Source organism: Dolichospermum sp. LEGE 00240 (assembly GCF_015207875.1).
In the GTDB taxonomy this organism is placed as follows: domain Bacteria; phylum Cyanobacteriota; class Cyanobacteriia; order Cyanobacteriales; family Nostocaceae; genus Dolichospermum; species Dolichospermum gracile.
This window is the reverse complement of sequence record NZ_JADEVZ010000017.1, coordinates 1-16,133: the sequence shown is the minus strand read 5'-3', so window position 1 is coordinate 16,133 and position 16,133 is coordinate 1. Positions and strand designations below refer to the sequence as shown.

At 38.9% G+C, this 16,133-nt stretch carries 17 protein-coding genes and 1 pseudogene; 11 read left to right on the top strand and 7 right to left on the bottom strand.

What is annotated here, in order from left to right; genetic code table 11:
• Positions 1 to 269: 269 nt before the first annotated feature.
• Complete coding sequence (locus IQ226_RS07910; protein WP_193894275.1) at positions 270 to 920, top strand: cadmium resistance transporter; 651 nt, start codon at positions 270 to 272, stop codon at positions 918 to 920.
• 372 nt (positions 921 to 1,292) lie between these two features.
• Here IQ226_RS07910 and cysK read toward each other — a convergent pair whose 3' ends face one another.
• Both cysK and IQ226_RS07900 read right to left on the bottom strand, forming a co-directional pair.
• Positions 1,293 to 2,255 carry a cysteine synthase A gene (cysK, locus tag IQ226_RS07905; RefSeq protein WP_193894272.1) on the bottom strand — a complete coding sequence of 321 codons (963 nt, stop codon included), beginning with the start codon at positions 2,253 to 2,255 and terminating at the stop codon, positions 1,293 to 1,295.
• 18 nt (positions 2,256 to 2,273) lie between these two features.
• Entirely contained in the window at positions 2,274 to 2,756 is a 483-nt protein-coding gene (locus IQ226_RS07900) for an Rrf2 family transcriptional regulator (RefSeq protein WP_193894270.1), read from the bottom strand.
• Between the two features lie 647 nt (positions 2,757 to 3,403).
• On the opposite strand from IQ226_RS07900, the gene IQ226_RS07895 reads away from it, so the two are divergent.
• The 6 genes and pseudogenes from IQ226_RS07895 (at position 3,404) to IQ226_RS07870 (ending at position 10,090) form a co-directional block, all read left to right on the top strand.
• The gene (locus IQ226_RS07895) at positions 3,404 to 4,747 is read left to right on the top strand and encodes an LLM class flavin-dependent oxidoreductase (RefSeq protein WP_193894267.1); all 1,344 of its coding nucleotides are present in this window, start codon (positions 3,404 to 3,406) and stop codon (positions 4,745 to 4,747) included.
• Between the two features lie 83 nt (positions 4,748 to 4,830).
• Positions 4,831 to 5,037 (top strand): annotated as a pseudogene (locus tag IQ226_RS07890) (nitrilotriacetate monooxygenase); the annotation flags it as partial.
• A gap of 271 nt (positions 5,038 to 5,308) precedes the next feature.
• Entirely contained in the window at positions 5,309 to 6,847 is a 1,539-nt protein-coding gene (locus IQ226_RS07885) for an amidohydrolase family protein (RefSeq protein WP_193894264.1), read from the top strand.
• A 487-nt stretch (positions 6,848 to 7,334) separates the two neighbouring features.
• The gene (locus tag IQ226_RS07880; protein ID WP_193894261.1) at positions 7,335 to 9,167 is read left to right on the top strand and encodes an ABC transporter ATP-binding protein; all 1,833 of its coding nucleotides are present in this window, start codon (positions 7,335 to 7,337) and stop codon (positions 9,165 to 9,167) included.
• A 126-nt stretch (positions 9,168 to 9,293) separates the two neighbouring features.
• On the top strand, positions 9,294 to 9,581 hold the full coding sequence (locus IQ226_RS07875) for a DUF1778 domain-containing protein (protein ID WP_193894257.1): 288 nt from the start codon (positions 9,294 to 9,296) through the stop codon (positions 9,579 to 9,581).
• A complete protein-coding gene (locus IQ226_RS07870; RefSeq protein ID WP_193894254.1) occupies positions 9,581 to 10,090 on the top strand; it encodes a GNAT family N-acetyltransferase in 510 nt (169 codons plus the stop codon). The genes IQ226_RS07875 and IQ226_RS07870 overlap by 1 nt, the downstream gene beginning before the upstream one ends.
• A gap of 49 nt (positions 10,091 to 10,139) precedes the next feature.
• On the opposite strand, the gene IQ226_RS07865 is transcribed toward IQ226_RS07870, so the two are convergent.
• From IQ226_RS07865 to IQ226_RS07855, 3 genes are all read right to left on the bottom strand, one after another.
• A complete protein-coding gene (locus IQ226_RS07865; protein ID WP_193894251.1) occupies positions 10,140 to 10,538 on the bottom strand; it encodes a type II toxin-antitoxin system HigA family antitoxin in 399 nt (132 codons plus the stop codon).
• Positions 10,539 to 10,550: 12 nt separating this feature from the next.
• On the bottom strand, positions 10,551 to 10,850 hold the full coding sequence (locus tag IQ226_RS07860) for a type II toxin-antitoxin system HigB family toxin (protein ID WP_193894248.1): 300 nt from the start codon (positions 10,848 to 10,850) through the stop codon (positions 10,551 to 10,553).
• Positions 10,851 to 11,106: 256 nt separating this feature from the next.
• Positions 11,107 to 11,421: a helix-turn-helix transcriptional regulator gene (locus tag IQ226_RS07855; protein ID WP_193894396.1), complete on the bottom strand. Its 315-nt coding sequence runs from the start codon at positions 11,419 to 11,421 to the stop codon at positions 11,107 to 11,109.
• 101 nt (positions 11,422 to 11,522) lie between these two features.
• On the opposite strand from IQ226_RS07855, the gene IQ226_RS07850 reads away from it, so the two are divergent.
• Positions 11,523 to 12,509, top strand: coding sequence for a site-specific DNA-methyltransferase (locus IQ226_RS07850; RefSeq protein ID WP_193894246.1), 987 nt, complete (start codon positions 11,523 to 11,525; stop codon positions 12,507 to 12,509).
• A gap of 26 nt (positions 12,510 to 12,535) precedes the next feature.
• On the opposite strand, the gene IQ226_RS07845 is transcribed toward IQ226_RS07850, so the two are convergent.
• On the bottom strand, positions 12,536 to 12,958 hold the full coding sequence (locus IQ226_RS07845) for a hypothetical protein (RefSeq protein WP_370567103.1): 423 nt from the start codon (positions 12,956 to 12,958) through the stop codon (positions 12,536 to 12,538).
• 103 nt (positions 12,959 to 13,061) lie between these two features.
• Complete coding sequence (locus tag IQ226_RS07840; protein WP_193894243.1) at positions 13,062 to 13,838, bottom strand: sulfite exporter TauE/SafE family protein; 777 nt, start codon at positions 13,836 to 13,838, stop codon at positions 13,062 to 13,064.
• Between the two features lie 232 nt (positions 13,839 to 14,070).
• Between IQ226_RS07840 and IQ226_RS07835 the strand changes: the two genes are divergently transcribed.
• The 3 genes from IQ226_RS07835 to IQ226_RS07825 form a co-directional block, all read left to right on the top strand.
• Positions 14,071 to 14,742, top strand: coding sequence for a glutathione S-transferase family protein (locus IQ226_RS07835; RefSeq protein WP_193894240.1), 672 nt, complete (start codon positions 14,071 to 14,073; stop codon positions 14,740 to 14,742).
• Positions 14,743 to 14,834: 92 nt separating this feature from the next.
• Complete coding sequence (locus IQ226_RS07830; RefSeq protein ID WP_193894237.1) at positions 14,835 to 15,794, top strand: sulfurtransferase; 960 nt, start codon at positions 14,835 to 14,837, stop codon at positions 15,792 to 15,794.
• A gap of 100 nt (positions 15,795 to 15,894) precedes the next feature.
• Positions 15,895 to 16,133, top strand: a 239-nt coding sequence (locus IQ226_RS07825) for a transposase (RefSeq protein ID WP_193894234.1), incomplete at its 3' end; no start/stop codon positions are given.

The window sequence follows — 16,133 nt, the reverse complement described above, 5'->3', positions numbered from 1 at the left end:
CAATATTTGGAACACTAAATTCAATCTAATATGTTTCAGGTTCAATTAAAAAAAAGTAGGTTGGGTTAAGCGACAGCACAACCCAACAAAATATCGGAAATGTGGGAAATACTGAAAATGTCATAAATAAAGTAAAAAAAAGTAGGTTGGGTTAAGCGACAGCGCAACCCAACAAAATACCGAAAATGTGGGAAATATTGAAAATGTTGGGTTTCCTTACGTCAACCCAACCTACATGATTTAAGTAATTACTGTTGAAATCATCCAAAATGAATAATTTATTGACAGCAATTATTACCGGGTTAGTTGCTTTCATAGCCACTAATATTGATGATATTTTAATTTTGTTAGTGTTTTTTGCTCAAGTAAATGAGAATTTTCGCCCTTGGCAAATTGTTGTTGGTCAATATTTAGGTTTTACGATTCTCGTCATCTTCAGTTTACCTGGTTTATTTGGTGGACTGATTTTGCCTCAATCATGGATTGGTTTACTAGGCTTAATTCCTATTGCTATTGGTATTAGTAGTTTAGTGAATAAGGAAACAGAACAATTAGCTGATGGAACCCAGGAGATAACACCATCTTTTTTAACACCAAAAATTTACACTGTGGCAGCGATAACGGTGGCTAATGGTAGTGATAATATTAGCATTTATATACCGTTATTTTCTAGTGTTAGATTAGAGAGTTTTTTCATAATTATCGGGTTATTTTTTCTCCTGTTAGCAATTTGGTGTTATGCAGCATATCAGTTAACCCATCAACAAAAAATAGCTAATTTTTTTACCAAATATGGTAATTATTTTGTGCCATTTGTACTGATAGGTTTAGGGGTTGTAATTGTCTGGAAAGGTCAAGCTTTAAGTCCGTTAAAACTTTTTGGTAGTTGTATTTGTTTATTTTTTTTGGTGAAAAAATGATAGTAAGTAGGTGAACACAATAAAACCAAACTGTGTAAAGAAACGTAAAATCTCTGAAAAATTCTTTACTCTTGCCTCTTGTCTCTTGCCTTGCTATAACGACGATTCTCAACGCCAACCTACTTAACTCTCTTCTGTCAAACTGGGAATCAAAAAATAATTTCCTAATTTTAAAATCCATATATCTTAAAGGTTTGAACCGGTTATTACTAACAAAATATGGCGAGTATTTTGAAAGATTAATAAATCACCAAAAGCCTTTATAAATAATGGTTTCAGATTTTGATTTGGCGAGAATGACAGAAGAGGGTTAATTAACAGGAAAGACAGGAGATAAAAAAATAATTATTTCTATCACCAATGATTAAATTTTCAAAGTTTAGTTAACCATTCATTCTCATCCGCATCTTTAAACAACGAGGTACTGAGGTAGCGTTCACCAAAGCTAGGCTGGACCATAACTATCAATTTATTGGCATTCTCTGGACGTTTAGCTAGTTGCAACGCTGCATATAAAGCCGCACCAGCAGAAATTCCTGATAGCAGTCCTTCTTCTTTTGCTAACCGCCGACTGTAGATAATCGCTTGGTCATCTGAGACTGGAATGACTTCATCTATCAGTTCAGAACGGTAAATGGCGGGAATAAATCCGGGTCCGATACCTTGAATCTTGTGTGGACCGGCTTTTCCTCCTGATAACACTGGGCTATTAACTGGTTCAACTGCAACTGCTTGAAAACTGGATTTGCGCTGTTTAATTACTTTGGATACGCCCGTAATTGTTCCTCCAGTTCCTACTCCTGATACGAGGATGTCAACTTCCCCATCCGTATCATGCCAAATTTCTTCAGCGGTGGTGCGAGCGTGAATTTGGGGGTTAGCAGGATTGCTGAATTGTTGCAACATATAAGCATTAGGGGTGATGGCGACTATTTCTGTAGCTTTAGCGATCGCTCCCCGCATTCCCTCTACCCCTGGTGTTAACTCTAATTGCGCCCCATAGGCTCTTAGCATAAGTCTTCTTTCCTGGCTCATCGTATCCGGCATCGTCAAAATCAGCCTATAGCCTTTAGCGGCTGCAACCATTGCTAAAGCAATGCCTGTATTTCCAGAAGTTGCCTCAACTAAAGTAGTTTGACCGGGAATAATTAAGCCTTGTTCCTCTGCCGTTTGAATCATACTCACGCCAATTCTATCTTTTACAGAAGCTGCCGGATTCATACTTTCTAGTTTGACAACAATTTGCGCCAATGCTCCTGAATCTTGAGGAATTTTGTTTAACTGCACTAAGGGCGTTTTACCCACTAATTCAGTGATATTTTTCGCTATTCGCATTGCTAGACCTCCTAGTAACTAAATGTAATACATGGGATTATTTTGAGCGCGAGTCTCTCTTTCCTGACACAAATCTTGGAGTGTATAGCTACGCAAAACCTCAATTGCAGCCGCGTTAGCTTGTTCCCAGATTTCTACAACTAAAGTTTTTTCTATCGTCGGAGTCTCAGAGCTTTCTTTCTCTTTCCGTTCACCTTCCACCAAGGTGACAATTTCTAGCAAAGTAATTTGCCAAGGCTCACGCACTAACACGAAACCGCCTTTTGAGCCACGTTGACTCTGTACCAAACCCGCACGCCGCACTTGAGTGAGAATCTGTTCGAGATAGCGTTCCGGTATGGGTTGCTTGACCGCAATCTCGTTCATGGTCAAAGGCACTTTCTTATCGTGATGTCTGGCTAGTTCTAACAGTGCTAGGAGCGCGTATTCCACTTTCGCAGAAAGATCCAGAAGGGCGTAGTTTTGACTATTCGGATCTGTATTCAGAATACTACTGTACATTGATAGATTTATCGGCTGTTAACCGCAATTATTTTAATTTTGGGTGTCAGATGTGATAGTACCACACCTACAATAAGTAAAATACCATAACTCTATCGGCTTTAGAGTGATTGTATGCAAGATTCTTAAAATTGCTGAATATTTTCTAGAAATTACCCAATACTGTGGCAAATGTAAGTACATTTGTTCCATACATTCTGTGTAGAGTACCTGAGTTCGACATAAGATAATTTGTGGAAACCTCGCCATGAGTCTCAAACCCTTATGATCTCGTTGAAAAAATCATAACTCCGTTCGCGTAGCGTCTCCGAAGGAGAAACTCCTAACACCGAACTCAGGTTAGAGTGGGCGATCGCCCAATTTGCACACTCTAGAGTCATCAAATATTTAGAATATCTAACAATTAGCTGACAATAAATTTAGTTCACCATATTTTCCACAAAAAGGTACTTGCTTTTTCATGAGAGTTGTGAGATTCTACTATTAATCTACAATAAATCAGTCGAGATACAGTAGTTTTATCGAAAACCTACCACTAACCCTAATGCCTTATGCGGTGATCACATTGATATATGCGACAACTGCCATACCAGAAAATTTTCATTATCTTATATTCATTTAGTAAAAAATATTACCAGGAGTCTGATATGAGCAAACAAAAAAAACAACTAAGACTTGGTGCATTTTTACCTGGTGCAGGTCAGCACGTTGCAGCTTGGCGACATCCCCAAGCACGGAGTAATGGCGCTCTTAACTTTGAGCATTATCAGCAGATAGCCCAGACAGCCGAGCGCGGTAAATTCGACGCATTTTTTCTCGCTGACGGTTTAGCCTTACAACATCGTCCTGGTGCTGAAGGCCGGACTGCCTTCGGTGGAGACTTTGAACCCGTTACTCTATTTTCAGCCTTGTCTGCGGTGACAGAAAGAATTGGTTTTATCGCCACCGCCTCTACTACTTATGAAGATCCGTATATTCTGGCACGCAAATTTGCTTCCTTAGATCATATTTCCGGGGGAAGAGCAGGTTGGAATGTCGTCACAACTGGTAGTAGTGAAGCCGCCGGAAATTTCGGTCTAGAAGCCCATCCTATTCACGCCGAACGCTACATCCGCGCCCATGAATTTATTGATGTAGCCAAAGGTCTTTGGGATAGCTGGGAAGACGACGCTTTTGTCCGTGATAAGGAAACAGCTTTTTATTACGACCCCAATAAAATACATGAACTGAACCATAAAGGTAGATTCTTCTCCGTGCGCGGACCATTGAATATTGCCCGTCCACCCCAAGGTTATCCTGTAATTGTCCAAGCAGGTTCTTCTGAAGATGGTAAAGAACTGGCTGGTAGAACTGCGGAAGTTATATTTACTGCTCAACAAACCCTAGAAGATGGTCAAGCCTTCTATGCAGATGTTAAAGGTAGATTAGCAAAATATGGACGCACCCCGGATCAACTCAAGGTTATGCCCGGTGTTTTTCCAGTCGTGGGACTAACAGAAGCAGACGCAAAAGCCAAATATCAAGAACTGCAAGACCTAATACATCCCCAGGTTGGTTTGGCTCTATTACAGGGACTCATAGGCACGGATCTTTCCAGTTATCCTCTCGATGGACCACTACCAGATTTACCAGAAACCAATGATAACAAAAGCCGCCAAGCATTATTAATTGATATTGCTCGTAGACACAATTTTACCATTAGAGAACTTTATCAATGGATTGCGGGAGCGCGTGGCCACTGGACAATTATCGGCTCACCGGTACAAATAGCAGATCAACTAGAAAGCTGGTTTCTTAACCATGCTGCTGACGGCTTCAATATTATGCCTCCTTATCTTCCCGGTGGACTAGATGATTTTGTGGATTTAGTAATTCCTGAATTACAGCGGCGGGGATTGTTCCGTACTGAGTATGAAGGAAAGACTCTGCGGGAAAATTTGGGCTTATCTCGTCCAGTTAATCAATATCAAAAGGTATTAGCGGCAGTTTAAATAATTGCCATTACACAAAAATTTCAGGACTTACGCAAAATATCTCTCAAAACCTCATGTCTCTGTGAACTCTGTGCCTCTGTGGTGCGGCGGATGGTTTTAATATTATGCCACCGATACTACCGACAGGGTTGGATGAGTTTGTGAATTTAGTTGTTCCTGTTCTGCAAAAACGCGGACTATTTCGTAGTGAATACGAGGGTAGTACGTTGCGTGAAAACCTTGGTTTACGTCGTCCAGTTAATCGTTTTGCTGCTAAACAACAGGAAAAAATATTGGCATTTGCGTGATTTATACAGATACCCGACTTCTCAAAGAAGTCGGGTATCTAAACCATCCCGTCAGCACAGACGTTAAAAGCCTACCGGGATTTCAAACTATCGGAAAGTTAGGCTTGTCCAAAAAACAAGAATCCTTAATCTCATGTATCAAACTCAAGTCAAAATCAACAGCACGATCTCCCACAGATCCCCGATTTCTTGAAAATTCATAACTTTTAGATTCTGCAATTGTTTGAGAAGTCTGGTTTCTAAAACGTCTTGTAACTTTTCTAAGGAAAATATGAGTAAATATAGCAAATTGAAGAGCTTCCCCTCCGCCGCAGTTAGAGCCAATCTCGATTATCCTGTCATTGATACTGATGTTCACACTAATGACTTTACTCCTGCCCTTGAGGATTATATTGCTGACTACGGCGGTGTGAAACTGGTAGATGAATTACGCAAGGCTGAATCTTCTCGTCTTAATCCTAAGAGTGAAAATAAAGACTGGTATCAACAAACTCCAGAAGAACGCCAATATAATCGGACATTGCGATCGCCTTGGTGGGCTAGAGTTACCCGTAATACTTTAGATTTGGCTACCTATACCCTCCCCGCATTACTCTATGAACGTCAAGGGGAGCAAGGATCAGATTATTCGGTATTATTTCCCAATAATGCCTTAGCTGCGGCTGGTGCAAGTAAGGAGAATCGGCAATTATTGCAACGGGCAATTAATCACTATCATGCCGATATTTACCGCAAATATAGCGATCGCTTAACTGTGGTAGCTGGTATCCCCATGACTACTCCCCAAGAAGCGATTGAAGAGTTAGAATTTGCAGTAAATACACTAGGGTTGAAAGTTGCAAATATTCCTGGTGGTGTGAGACGGCCAATTAAGGCGATCACAGATAAATACCCAGCCGATCAATTCCCCGAAATCGGCAAATATGCCTCTTACATTGACTTTTTCGGACTAGATAGTGAATACGACTATGATCCCTTTTGGGCTAAAGCCGTCGAATTAGGTGTACCTCTCACCACCCATTACGGTAGTCAAGGATGGACAGGACGCTCTTCCATTAGTAACTACATGAACAACCATATCGGTCACTTTGCCGATGGTTCTCAAGCCTTTGCCAAAGCCTTATTCTTCGGTGGTGTAACTAGACGTTTCCCACAATTGCGTGTGGGGATGCTTGAAGGTGGTGCAGACTGGGGCGCTCATGTTTACATTCATTTAGTAGACCGTTTCTCCAAACGGAGTTTAGAAGGGCTGCAAAACTACAACCCAGATTTAGCTAATCCTGATGAGTTGTTTGAGTTGTTTGAACAGTACGGTGGTGACATTACTCAAGGACATTCCCTCAGCAAAGAAGAGTTAACCAAGAGTGTATTGGGTTCTTCCTTCAACCGTCATAGCCGTTCACCAGTGGGTAGGGAACTAGAAGATTTTGGTGCAGCAGGGATTCAATCAATTGAAGATATCCGCGATCGCTGGGTGAACAGTTTCTTCTTTGGTTCTGAGTCCGATGATCGCACCATTGCAGCCGCATTCAACGACAAAGCCAACCCCTTGGGAGTCAAACTCAACGCCATTTACTCCTCTGATGTTGGTCACTGGGATGTACCGGATCTTACCGCACCTTTAGCGGAAAGCTGGGATTTGGTCAGAGAAGGCGTGATTTCTGAAGCTGACTTCAAAGCCTATGTGTTCGGTAATCCTTATAAATTCTACACCGAAGCCAACCCCGATTTCTTCAAAGGTACGGCAGTAGAATCCAAACTACCTAAAACCGAATCTCAAGTAGAGAACAAAACCTTGGTAGGTGTGTAAATGACCTTGTGAGGTTACGCCAAATAAATCCCATAGAGACGTTATACATAACGTCTCTACATCAAATAATGAAGAAAATGAACCGCAGAGGCGCAGAGGACGCAGAGAAATTAAGAAAAGAGAAGATTAGTGAATTATGAGTAACTCTAATATATTTAGACCATACTCTTGCATCTCTATTCCTTTGCGCCTCTGCGTGAGACAAAAATTCTACAACTAATATGACATTACCAACAACCAAACTTGGGTTCTGGCTAATCCGATTATTACAGCCCCCATCATTGGTGCTAGTCGTCCAGAACAACTTTTTGAAAGTCTCAAGGCTTTGGAAGTAACACTTGATGACAATTTGAAACAAAAATTAGACGATATCACCGCAGAATATCGTCGGGGAGATTCTCTGCGTTAGGTGGCTTTTCGATGATTTTATTAAACTTTACCGGACGGTTGTTCCAGCCGTCTATTTTTATTTTTTACAGTAGATAAAATGATGAAAAAAATCAAACTTTCTAAATCTTTTCAACGCGCTCCCAATGCGCCAGAATTACCAGATACTCCTTTTCAATTTATTTGTTATTTCGTTAATCAGTTCCGCTGGTGGTATGTGTTAATGGTGTCTCTGGAGATCATACACGCCACTTGTGGAATTATGTTACCTTATGCTATCGGTGAGATGATCCGCAGTGTCACACGCTCCACAGGAGACAGCAAACTCATTTTTGATAGCTTGAGGCAACCTCTAATCCTGTTCACGTCCTTGAGTATAGGTGAGGTAGTATTCGGGCGTTCTGCTGGACTGTTACAGACTATCCTCCATCCTATCCACCGACAGCATATTGTGCGATCGCTATATGCGTATTTACAGCAACATTCCCATCGTTATCTCAGCAGTAGTTTTGCTGGCGCATTAGCCCATCGCATTGCGGAAACTTCCCTGGGTGTCACCCAAACCATGCAAATGACGATTACTGAATTTATGCCAGTAATTATCGTTTATATCGTCTCTACAATTTTACTCTATCGCGCCTATCCTCCTCTGGCTGCATTTGTGGGCATTTGGGCAGTTTTATTTATCAGTATTTCCTTCTGGTTGGCGACTCGTTGCCGAATTTATGCCCGGAAAGCCGCAGCGGCTAGAAGTGAAACCACTGGCATTATTGTAGATTCGGTGACAAATCTCACCAGTAGCCGACTGTTTGCCCGTTTGGGTTTTGAACGCCGCTATTTGAATGACCAATTAAAGCGCGAACTCAAAGAGGTGAGAAAGTCTAACTGGTATTCTGAACGAATTCGCTGGTTTCAGTTTATCTCAGCAGCAATTCTGAAAATCGGTACTCTATATTACTCACTCTCTCTGTGGAGTCAAGGAAAGATTACTGCGGCTGACTTCGTTGTTGCTACTAGTTTATCGTTGTTAATCATTAGTGAAGCCCGCAATTTAAGCAAACGGTTTCTGGAATTGTTTGAACATATCGGTAATGTCGCTAATGGTGTTCATACTATTATTCAACCCCATGAAATTATTGATCGGGATAATGCTATAGATCACGCCATCACGAAGGGTAGCATTGAGTTTCGGCAGGTGCATTTTGGCTACTCATTAGAAAAGACTGTATTTAATAATCTTTCTGTCACTATTCAACCAGGTGAAAGAGTCGGATTGGTGGGTTTTTCTGGTTCTGGGAAATCTACTTTTGTTAATCTGATTTTGCGTTTATTTGACCCCCAATCAGGACAAATATTAATTGATGGGTTGGATATTAAAGATATGACTCAGGAAGCCCTACATTCGCAAATTAGCTTGATTCCTCAAGATCCTTCTCTATTCCATCGAACTTTGTTAGAAAATATTCTCTATGGACGTTTAGAAGCTTCAGAAGCAGAATTGATAGAAGCATCACGAAAAGCTTATGCTGACGATTTTATTACCCAGATAAAGGAAGGTTATGATTCTTTGGTGGGAGAACGTGGTGTTAAACTTTCTGGGGGACAAAGACAACGAATTGCTATCGCCCGTGTTATCCTCAAAAATGCACCCATCTTAATTTTAGATGAAGCCACTTCTAGCCTCGATTCCATTACTGAAAAAGCCATTCAAGATACTCTAGACACAGCAATGAATGGAAAAACAGTCATTGTGGTAGCCCATCGTTTATCTACTATCGCTCATTTAGACAGGATTTTGGTGTTTGATCACGGTCGCATTATTGAAGATGGTACTCACTCTAAGTTATTGGCTAAGGGTGGTGCTTATCACAGATTATGGCAAATGCAAGCTGGTGGATTTTTACCAGTAGCAGCTATAGCAGGTGACAGTTGACAGAGTTAAAAAGATTTTAGTGTAAGGCTTTTTAGAATACAAAAATATGGATTTCCTAATGGTTTGACCTACGGCATATTGCCGTATATAATTATAGTTTAAGAGTCCATCTAAAACTAGATTGATATGGATGTTGCACCTATTCCAAAACAGATAGCGAGACTTGAAGCTCGTATCACTCCAGAAACTAAAGCTTTGTTGCAGAAAGCAGCCGATTTAGAAGGACGTACCCTAACGGATTTTGTGATTGCCAGTGTTCAGGCAGAGGCTTTGCGAGTCATCGAACGACACCAAACCCTCAAGCTGAGTATGGGTGATGCTGAAGCTTTTGTTGATGCTTTACTCAATCCTCCCAAGCCGAATGATGCCCTAAAAGCAGCGGCACTAAGATATAAGCAAGTAATTTCAGTGTAATGGTTCTCAAGATCGAAGTTTTAGATAGTCGTAGGCATATCCGCACTGAATTTTGCTGTGGGCAAGATAGTTTAGATAATTATCTATATAAACAAGCATCTCAGGATCTCAAAAAAAGAGTTGCAACTGTATTTGTTTTGATTGATGAGCCTGATTCCCATGTTTTAGCTTACTACACGCTCTCTGCATATACTGTTGATATTACAGTTCTGCATGAAGCTTCTGCGAAACGATTGCCTCGTTATCCTTATCTACCAGCTACGCTGTTAGGTCGTCTTGCTGTTGATAATAGACAAAAAGGGCAGGGATTTGGTGAGCTAATGTTGGTGGATGCTCTGAAAAGGGCGTTTAATGCCTCTAGACAGGTTGGTTCTCTAGCTGTGGTAGCCGAAGCCTTAGATGAGGAGGTTGTAAATTTTTATATAAAGTATGGCTTTGGGCAATTTAAGCAAAATCCGATGAAACTTTATATGCCGATGCAATCAGTTGAAGAGCTTGTTCAGGATTAGAACTTAAATTCAAGTTATGAAATGGAGAAGCTAATAGCAAGTTTTACTATTAAATAAACAATGCTGGAGAAACATTAAAAAATTCTCCTAAAGCTTTTGCTTGAGCTTTACTAATTGCTCTTTTCCTATTCACAATCTCAGAAACCACACCTTTAGAACCAATAATTCCTACTAAATCAGATTGTTTAATTCCCCTAGCATCCATTAAATGTTCTAGCATTGCATGGGGAGATGATGGTTCAATAGGGTAGTGTTTAGTTTCAAATTCTTCAATGAGAGTGACTAATAATTGTAAGATGGCAGTTTGTTCGGGTGTACGTTGTTGTTCAGCCATTAATTTTTCCACAGTTTCTAATGCTTGATCATATTCTGCTTCGGTGGTGATGACTTTGGGTTGATATTCTACTAATAATTGACTGTAGGTGGTTTTATCTAAGGAAATGGTCATGGTTAACTCCTGTTAAAAGAAAGGATCATTTTTCCATTTTTCTTTATCATACTCAGCATGGGTTAAAAAATATTTGTAGTAGACTGTTTGGATGGCATAATCAATACTAACAATTAAACGATAAGAATTACCTTTGATGTTGAATACAATAAAATTGCCTACTGCATCTGCTGTGGGATAAAATTGTCTAAGTTCATTAAAATTTTGCCATGATGCAGATTTTATCATTCGATACCAGGAGTTAACCGATTCTACTGCATCTGGGTATTTATCAGCATCAGCACGTAAGTTACGAATGCTGATTAAGTGCATATTTTGTTTTTCATCTGGAAATACAAATGTTGATTTTCTATATGTTCTCTAAATGAGAACAATTTGTCAATATTATCCAAATCCCCGACTTCTGAGTATTAATTCATGGTTTTATGAACAAAGGACACAAAGGTAAGAGGGGTTGAGGGATAGAGCGATCGCTACTTCTGTTTTCAAATAAAAGTTTGAACATGGCGATCGCTCATCTTGTTGCTTGAGTTAAGAAACACAAACCAACACATTTTCATGATTTCTTTTACTTCACACCTGAAATAACCTGGCCAATATCTTGAGGAGTTGCACCAGTGGCTAAAATTGCCCGAACTAATAATTCAATTGAAACTGAAGCATCGCCATTTTCAGCTTTAGCAATTCGAGGTTGGCTGGAGCTAATTTTAGCAGCAAGTTCACTTTGAGTCATCAATTTTTGGCGACTTTCCTTCAAGTTTTTACTGAGAGCTAGTTTAATTTCCACAAAGATACTTTCTTCAGTTGTTAACTCCAAAAAATCGGAAACTGTGCCAATTTTCCAGCCTTTAGATTCTAAACGTTCTTTCTTAGCTTGATCCATCACATTACTCATAACTCTTTGCAAAGACTAATATAAAAAATATATCTCTTTGGTACTGTAGTATTATATATTTATATAACTAACTTTTAGTGCGTCTGACAATGATTCTTCCAAATCCACTATATACTACAGACTGCGGTGCAGCTTATCTTGGTGATTCCCTTCAATTGCTAGATCAACTAGAATCTGACTCAATAGATTTAGTGCTGACATCACCACCTTTTGCGTTACAACGCAAGAAATCTTATGGTAACGTAGAGCAGGAAGATTATGTTGATTGGTTGCTTGAGTTTTCTAAAAAAGTTTATCGGGTTCTGAATTCAACTGGTAGTTTCGTACTTGATTTAGGTGGGGCTTATGAAAGTAAACGTCCAGTTCGCTCTCTCTATAACTATCGAGTTTTAATTAAACTTTGTGATGAATTGGGATTTAGGCTGGCTGAAGAATTTTTTTGGTATAACCCAGCTAAACTACCTTCACCAATTGAGTGGGTTAATAAGCGAAAAATTCGGGCAAAGGACTCTGTAAATACCGTCTGGTGGCTCTCAAAAACTGATCATCCTAAAGCAAATGTTAGTAATGTTTTAGTGCCTTACTCTGAGCGAATGAAGAAACTACAGGCAAATCCTCAAAAATACTATACACCGAAAGAAAGACCTTCAGTCCATGATATTAGTAAGAATTTTGCTACTGATAACGGTGGTGCTATACCATCAAATTTGTTAGAAATTGCAAATACTGAAAGTAACTCTAGTTATATTCAATTATGTAAATCTATTTCTATACCTCCTCATCCAGCGAGATTTCCTCAAAAGTTGCCCATGTTTTTCATTAAATTTTTGACTGATACTGGAGATAAAGTTCTAGATATATTTGCAGGATCAAATACTACAGGTTTTGCCGCTGAACAGCTAGAAAGAAGTTGGATGGCTTTTGAACAAGAGCCATCTTATTTAGCATCCTCAGCTTTTCGATTTCTAGATAAATCTCAAAACCCGAAGGATGCTATGACTCTTTATGAATGTCTTCTTACTCAGAAAGAATCAGTTTGTTTAACTACTTCAAAGCAATTATCTCTAACATTATGAAGGTTACTTCAAAGTGGCAAATTTCCTTAAAGTGTTTGTTCATTTGGTTTAGGATAAACTAATTCACCTTCTTTTTCTATTAAACTTAAAGGGATTTTAGGGTTATTAATAGATTCCATTCCTCCACGTATTCTAGATTCCCAATAACTGAACTTAGTCTCAAGTGAAGTAGGGTCAACTCTGTATATAGCTTTTAACACTATTCCTTCATACACAGCAATGTACCAAGCTTTTACAGCACGATATTTAGCTAGGATATCAAGGTTAAGATGATGATTTGTGGTGACACTTTTACTCAAAAGTTTATTAATTGTTTTTAATTCATATTCACGAACTGAAAGTACGTTTTTATTGAAATTACCTCTTGGATCTATGGTAGGTTGAGGAACGTAGACGCAAAGCGGCTTCTCGTTCGCGGTAGCATTGTGAAGCAAAGAGTAAACCAACACCCGAAAGTCTTGTATATGTTGGAGTTCACTCTATTCAACGCCACCTATGCATCTGTGGCATTCTTTTCTTGAATGGATAAATAGCTGAAGATAGTTATCAATTTTATCCCCGAATAAAAAAGTAAGTAGTCATACTAAAACCAACAACAATCACGAATATCCGCACAAAACGAGGGTCTAATCTCCGGGCATAATGAGCGCACAAATAACCACCAAGAGAACCACCCACAGCCATTAAAATAGCTTGATGCCAAGCAATTAAACCAGCGAACATAAAAGGAAAAATAGCGATACCGTTGATACAACTACCAAGAAAGGATTTAAAAGCATTCATGGTGTGAATATTTTTAATACCTAAAAAACTTAAAGTTGCTAACATTAAAATTCCTAAACCTGCACCAAAAAAACCTCCATAAATAGATATTGCTAATTGTGCAATCACGAGAATTAATAAAGGTGGAGATTCTGATGATGATTTCTGGCTTTGAAATTGTAACCACATTTTCAAGGGTTCGCTAAATGTAAATATCAGCGTGGCTGAGAGTAACAGATAAGGAAGTAGCTGTTTAAACATATCCGCTGATGTATATAGCAAAATAACAGAGCCAATTCCTCCACCAATTAAACTGGTAACACATAGTATCAACAGTTGTCGTCGTGGAATATGCAAATTGTGACGATATGCTCCTGCACTGGCCATAGCTGCAATCCATAAAGCAGTATTATTTGTAGCATTGGCGGTAATTGGCGATATACCAGTAAATATTAAGGTGGGAAATGTAATAAAACTACCACCGCCCGCTACAGCATTAAGTGACCCGGCAATAAACGCGGTACTAAAGAGAAGCAAGCTATGGACAAGTGTTAAATTGTTGGGCATTTTGGCTGGTAAATTTTGAGAAGAATGTTTGCTAAAAGACTTGTTTTTTAGTAAAAACTATGGAATACTCCTAATATAATACGACAATCCGACCAATAAACTGTAGTTAATGCTAAACCCTGGTAGTTTACCTGTCAAAACAGGAGTGAAATTGCTTCACTTCTATGTTTTTGTCATGCAACTGCCGATTTTGGCAATTAACTAAAAATTCCCACAAATCTTAATCAACAAAATGAGTAACATTCAACTTTATTACGCTAAAGGTTCTACCTTCTCCCAAAGAACCCGTGTGGTATTACTAGAAAAAGGAATTGATTTCACACCAATTGAAATTGATTTACAGCACAAACCAGAAGGTTTTACCGATATTTCTCGTTACGGTAAAGTTCCTGCGATTAAGCATGGAGATGTAGAACTATACGAGTCTGCAATTATCAATGAGTATTTAGAAGAAGTATTTCCTGAACCCGCTTTGTTACCTCATGATCCTGCTAAAAAAGCAGTTGCGAGAATTTGGGGCGATTATGCTAATACTCGTTTAGTCCCAGCCTTTAATAAATTGCTGCGGGGTAAAGATACCCAGGAACAAGAACAAGGACGGAGAGAGTTTTTAGAGTCTCTTTTGTATATTGAGGAAGAAGGATTAGGTAAACTTTCTGGTAATGGTCCTTACTGGTTAGGGGAAAATTTGAGTTTAGTTGATATTAGTTTCTATCCTTGGTTTGAAAGATTACCAGTTTTAGAAAAGTTCCGTAATTTTACACTGCCATCAGAAACACCCCGTTTGCATCAATGGTGGGAAAATTTACGTCAACGGGAATCCATTCAACAAGTTGCTAATCCTACAGAATTTTACATAGAGCGATTTGCTAAAATTCTTGGTTTAACAGTCATAACTGCGTGAAATAAAGTTTTTGAAATTACTTTAATATTACTGCTAATTAAAGTAAGTTCACTAATAATAAATAGTTTGATTAAATACAAAGAAGGGTAAAAATGACGTTTAAAAGTTTCTCTTTCAAAAGTTTGAAAAAACCTAAGTTATTTGCTTTGGTGACAGTGTTTTTTGCCTTTGTAGTAAGTATTCCCTTATTACCTTTGCCAGTATTATCAGTTGATTCTCGCGCTAACATTCAGTTTGTTTCGTCAAATTGGGTAGCTGAAAACGCCAAAGATCCCAACCTCAGAATTTTAGATGTACGTAATTTTCCTCTCGACTATATAGAAGGACATCTTACCAATGCTGTAAACATTGCTGATACGGCTTTTAGAGGACCAAAAGAAGGATTACCAGTACAATATTGGGACAATCAAAAACTAGGCGAAATATTTGCCAATTCAGGAGTAACAAATAATAGTCGTGTACTCGTATATTCAGATGGTAGAGATGTTTTAGGTGCGACAATGGTTGCTTATTTACTAGAACGTTCTGGATTGAAAGATATTGCCGTATTAGATGGTGGTTATACTGGTTATAAAACTGATCAAGTTGTCACAAAAGAATTTCCTAAATACTCAGTCAGTAAATTCACAGTTCGGGATAACCCTTCAGTGCGTGTGAGTTTAAATGATGTGAGAAAATTTATTGGTAAGCCAGGAGTTACCTTTATTGATCCTAGACCAGAAAAATTGTTCCGGGGTGAGGAAAATATTTGGATACGCAATGGACATATTCCTGGTGCGCGGAATATTCCTTGGGTAACATTTACAGATGCTAAAAATCCTCATAAACTAAAGTCATTAGATGAGATTAAGAAAATTCTGGCAGATAAAAAGATTACTCCTGAAAATGACATTATTGTTTCTTGTAGTACAGGACGAGAAGCTACATTACAATATGTGGTTTTAAAGCATCTGCTTAATTATCCCAAAGTCAGAATCTATGAAGGTTCTTGGACAGAATATAGCACTCAAAAAGATTTGCCAGTGGCTACAGGAGAGGAAAAACTAACTTAGAAGAACACAGGTTAGAGGGTGTTTGAAAAGTTAGAAGTTGAGTAAAAAAAGCTCTCCGGGTATAATCTGTAAATACAAAGATACAGAACCGTAGAGAGCAATGAGTAAAGTATACTCCAGCAACTTAACTAGAGAACAGTGGGAACTAATAGAACATTTAATTCCAGCAGCTAAAACTGGTGGTAGAAAACGAGAAGTAGATATTTGGTGCATACTTAATGCCATCTTTTATGTATTAACTCAAGGATGTACATGGCGAAACTTACCCGGAGACTTTCCCCCATGGCAAACTGTATATACATATTTCCGCAATTGGCGACAAGATGGGACATGGATTAG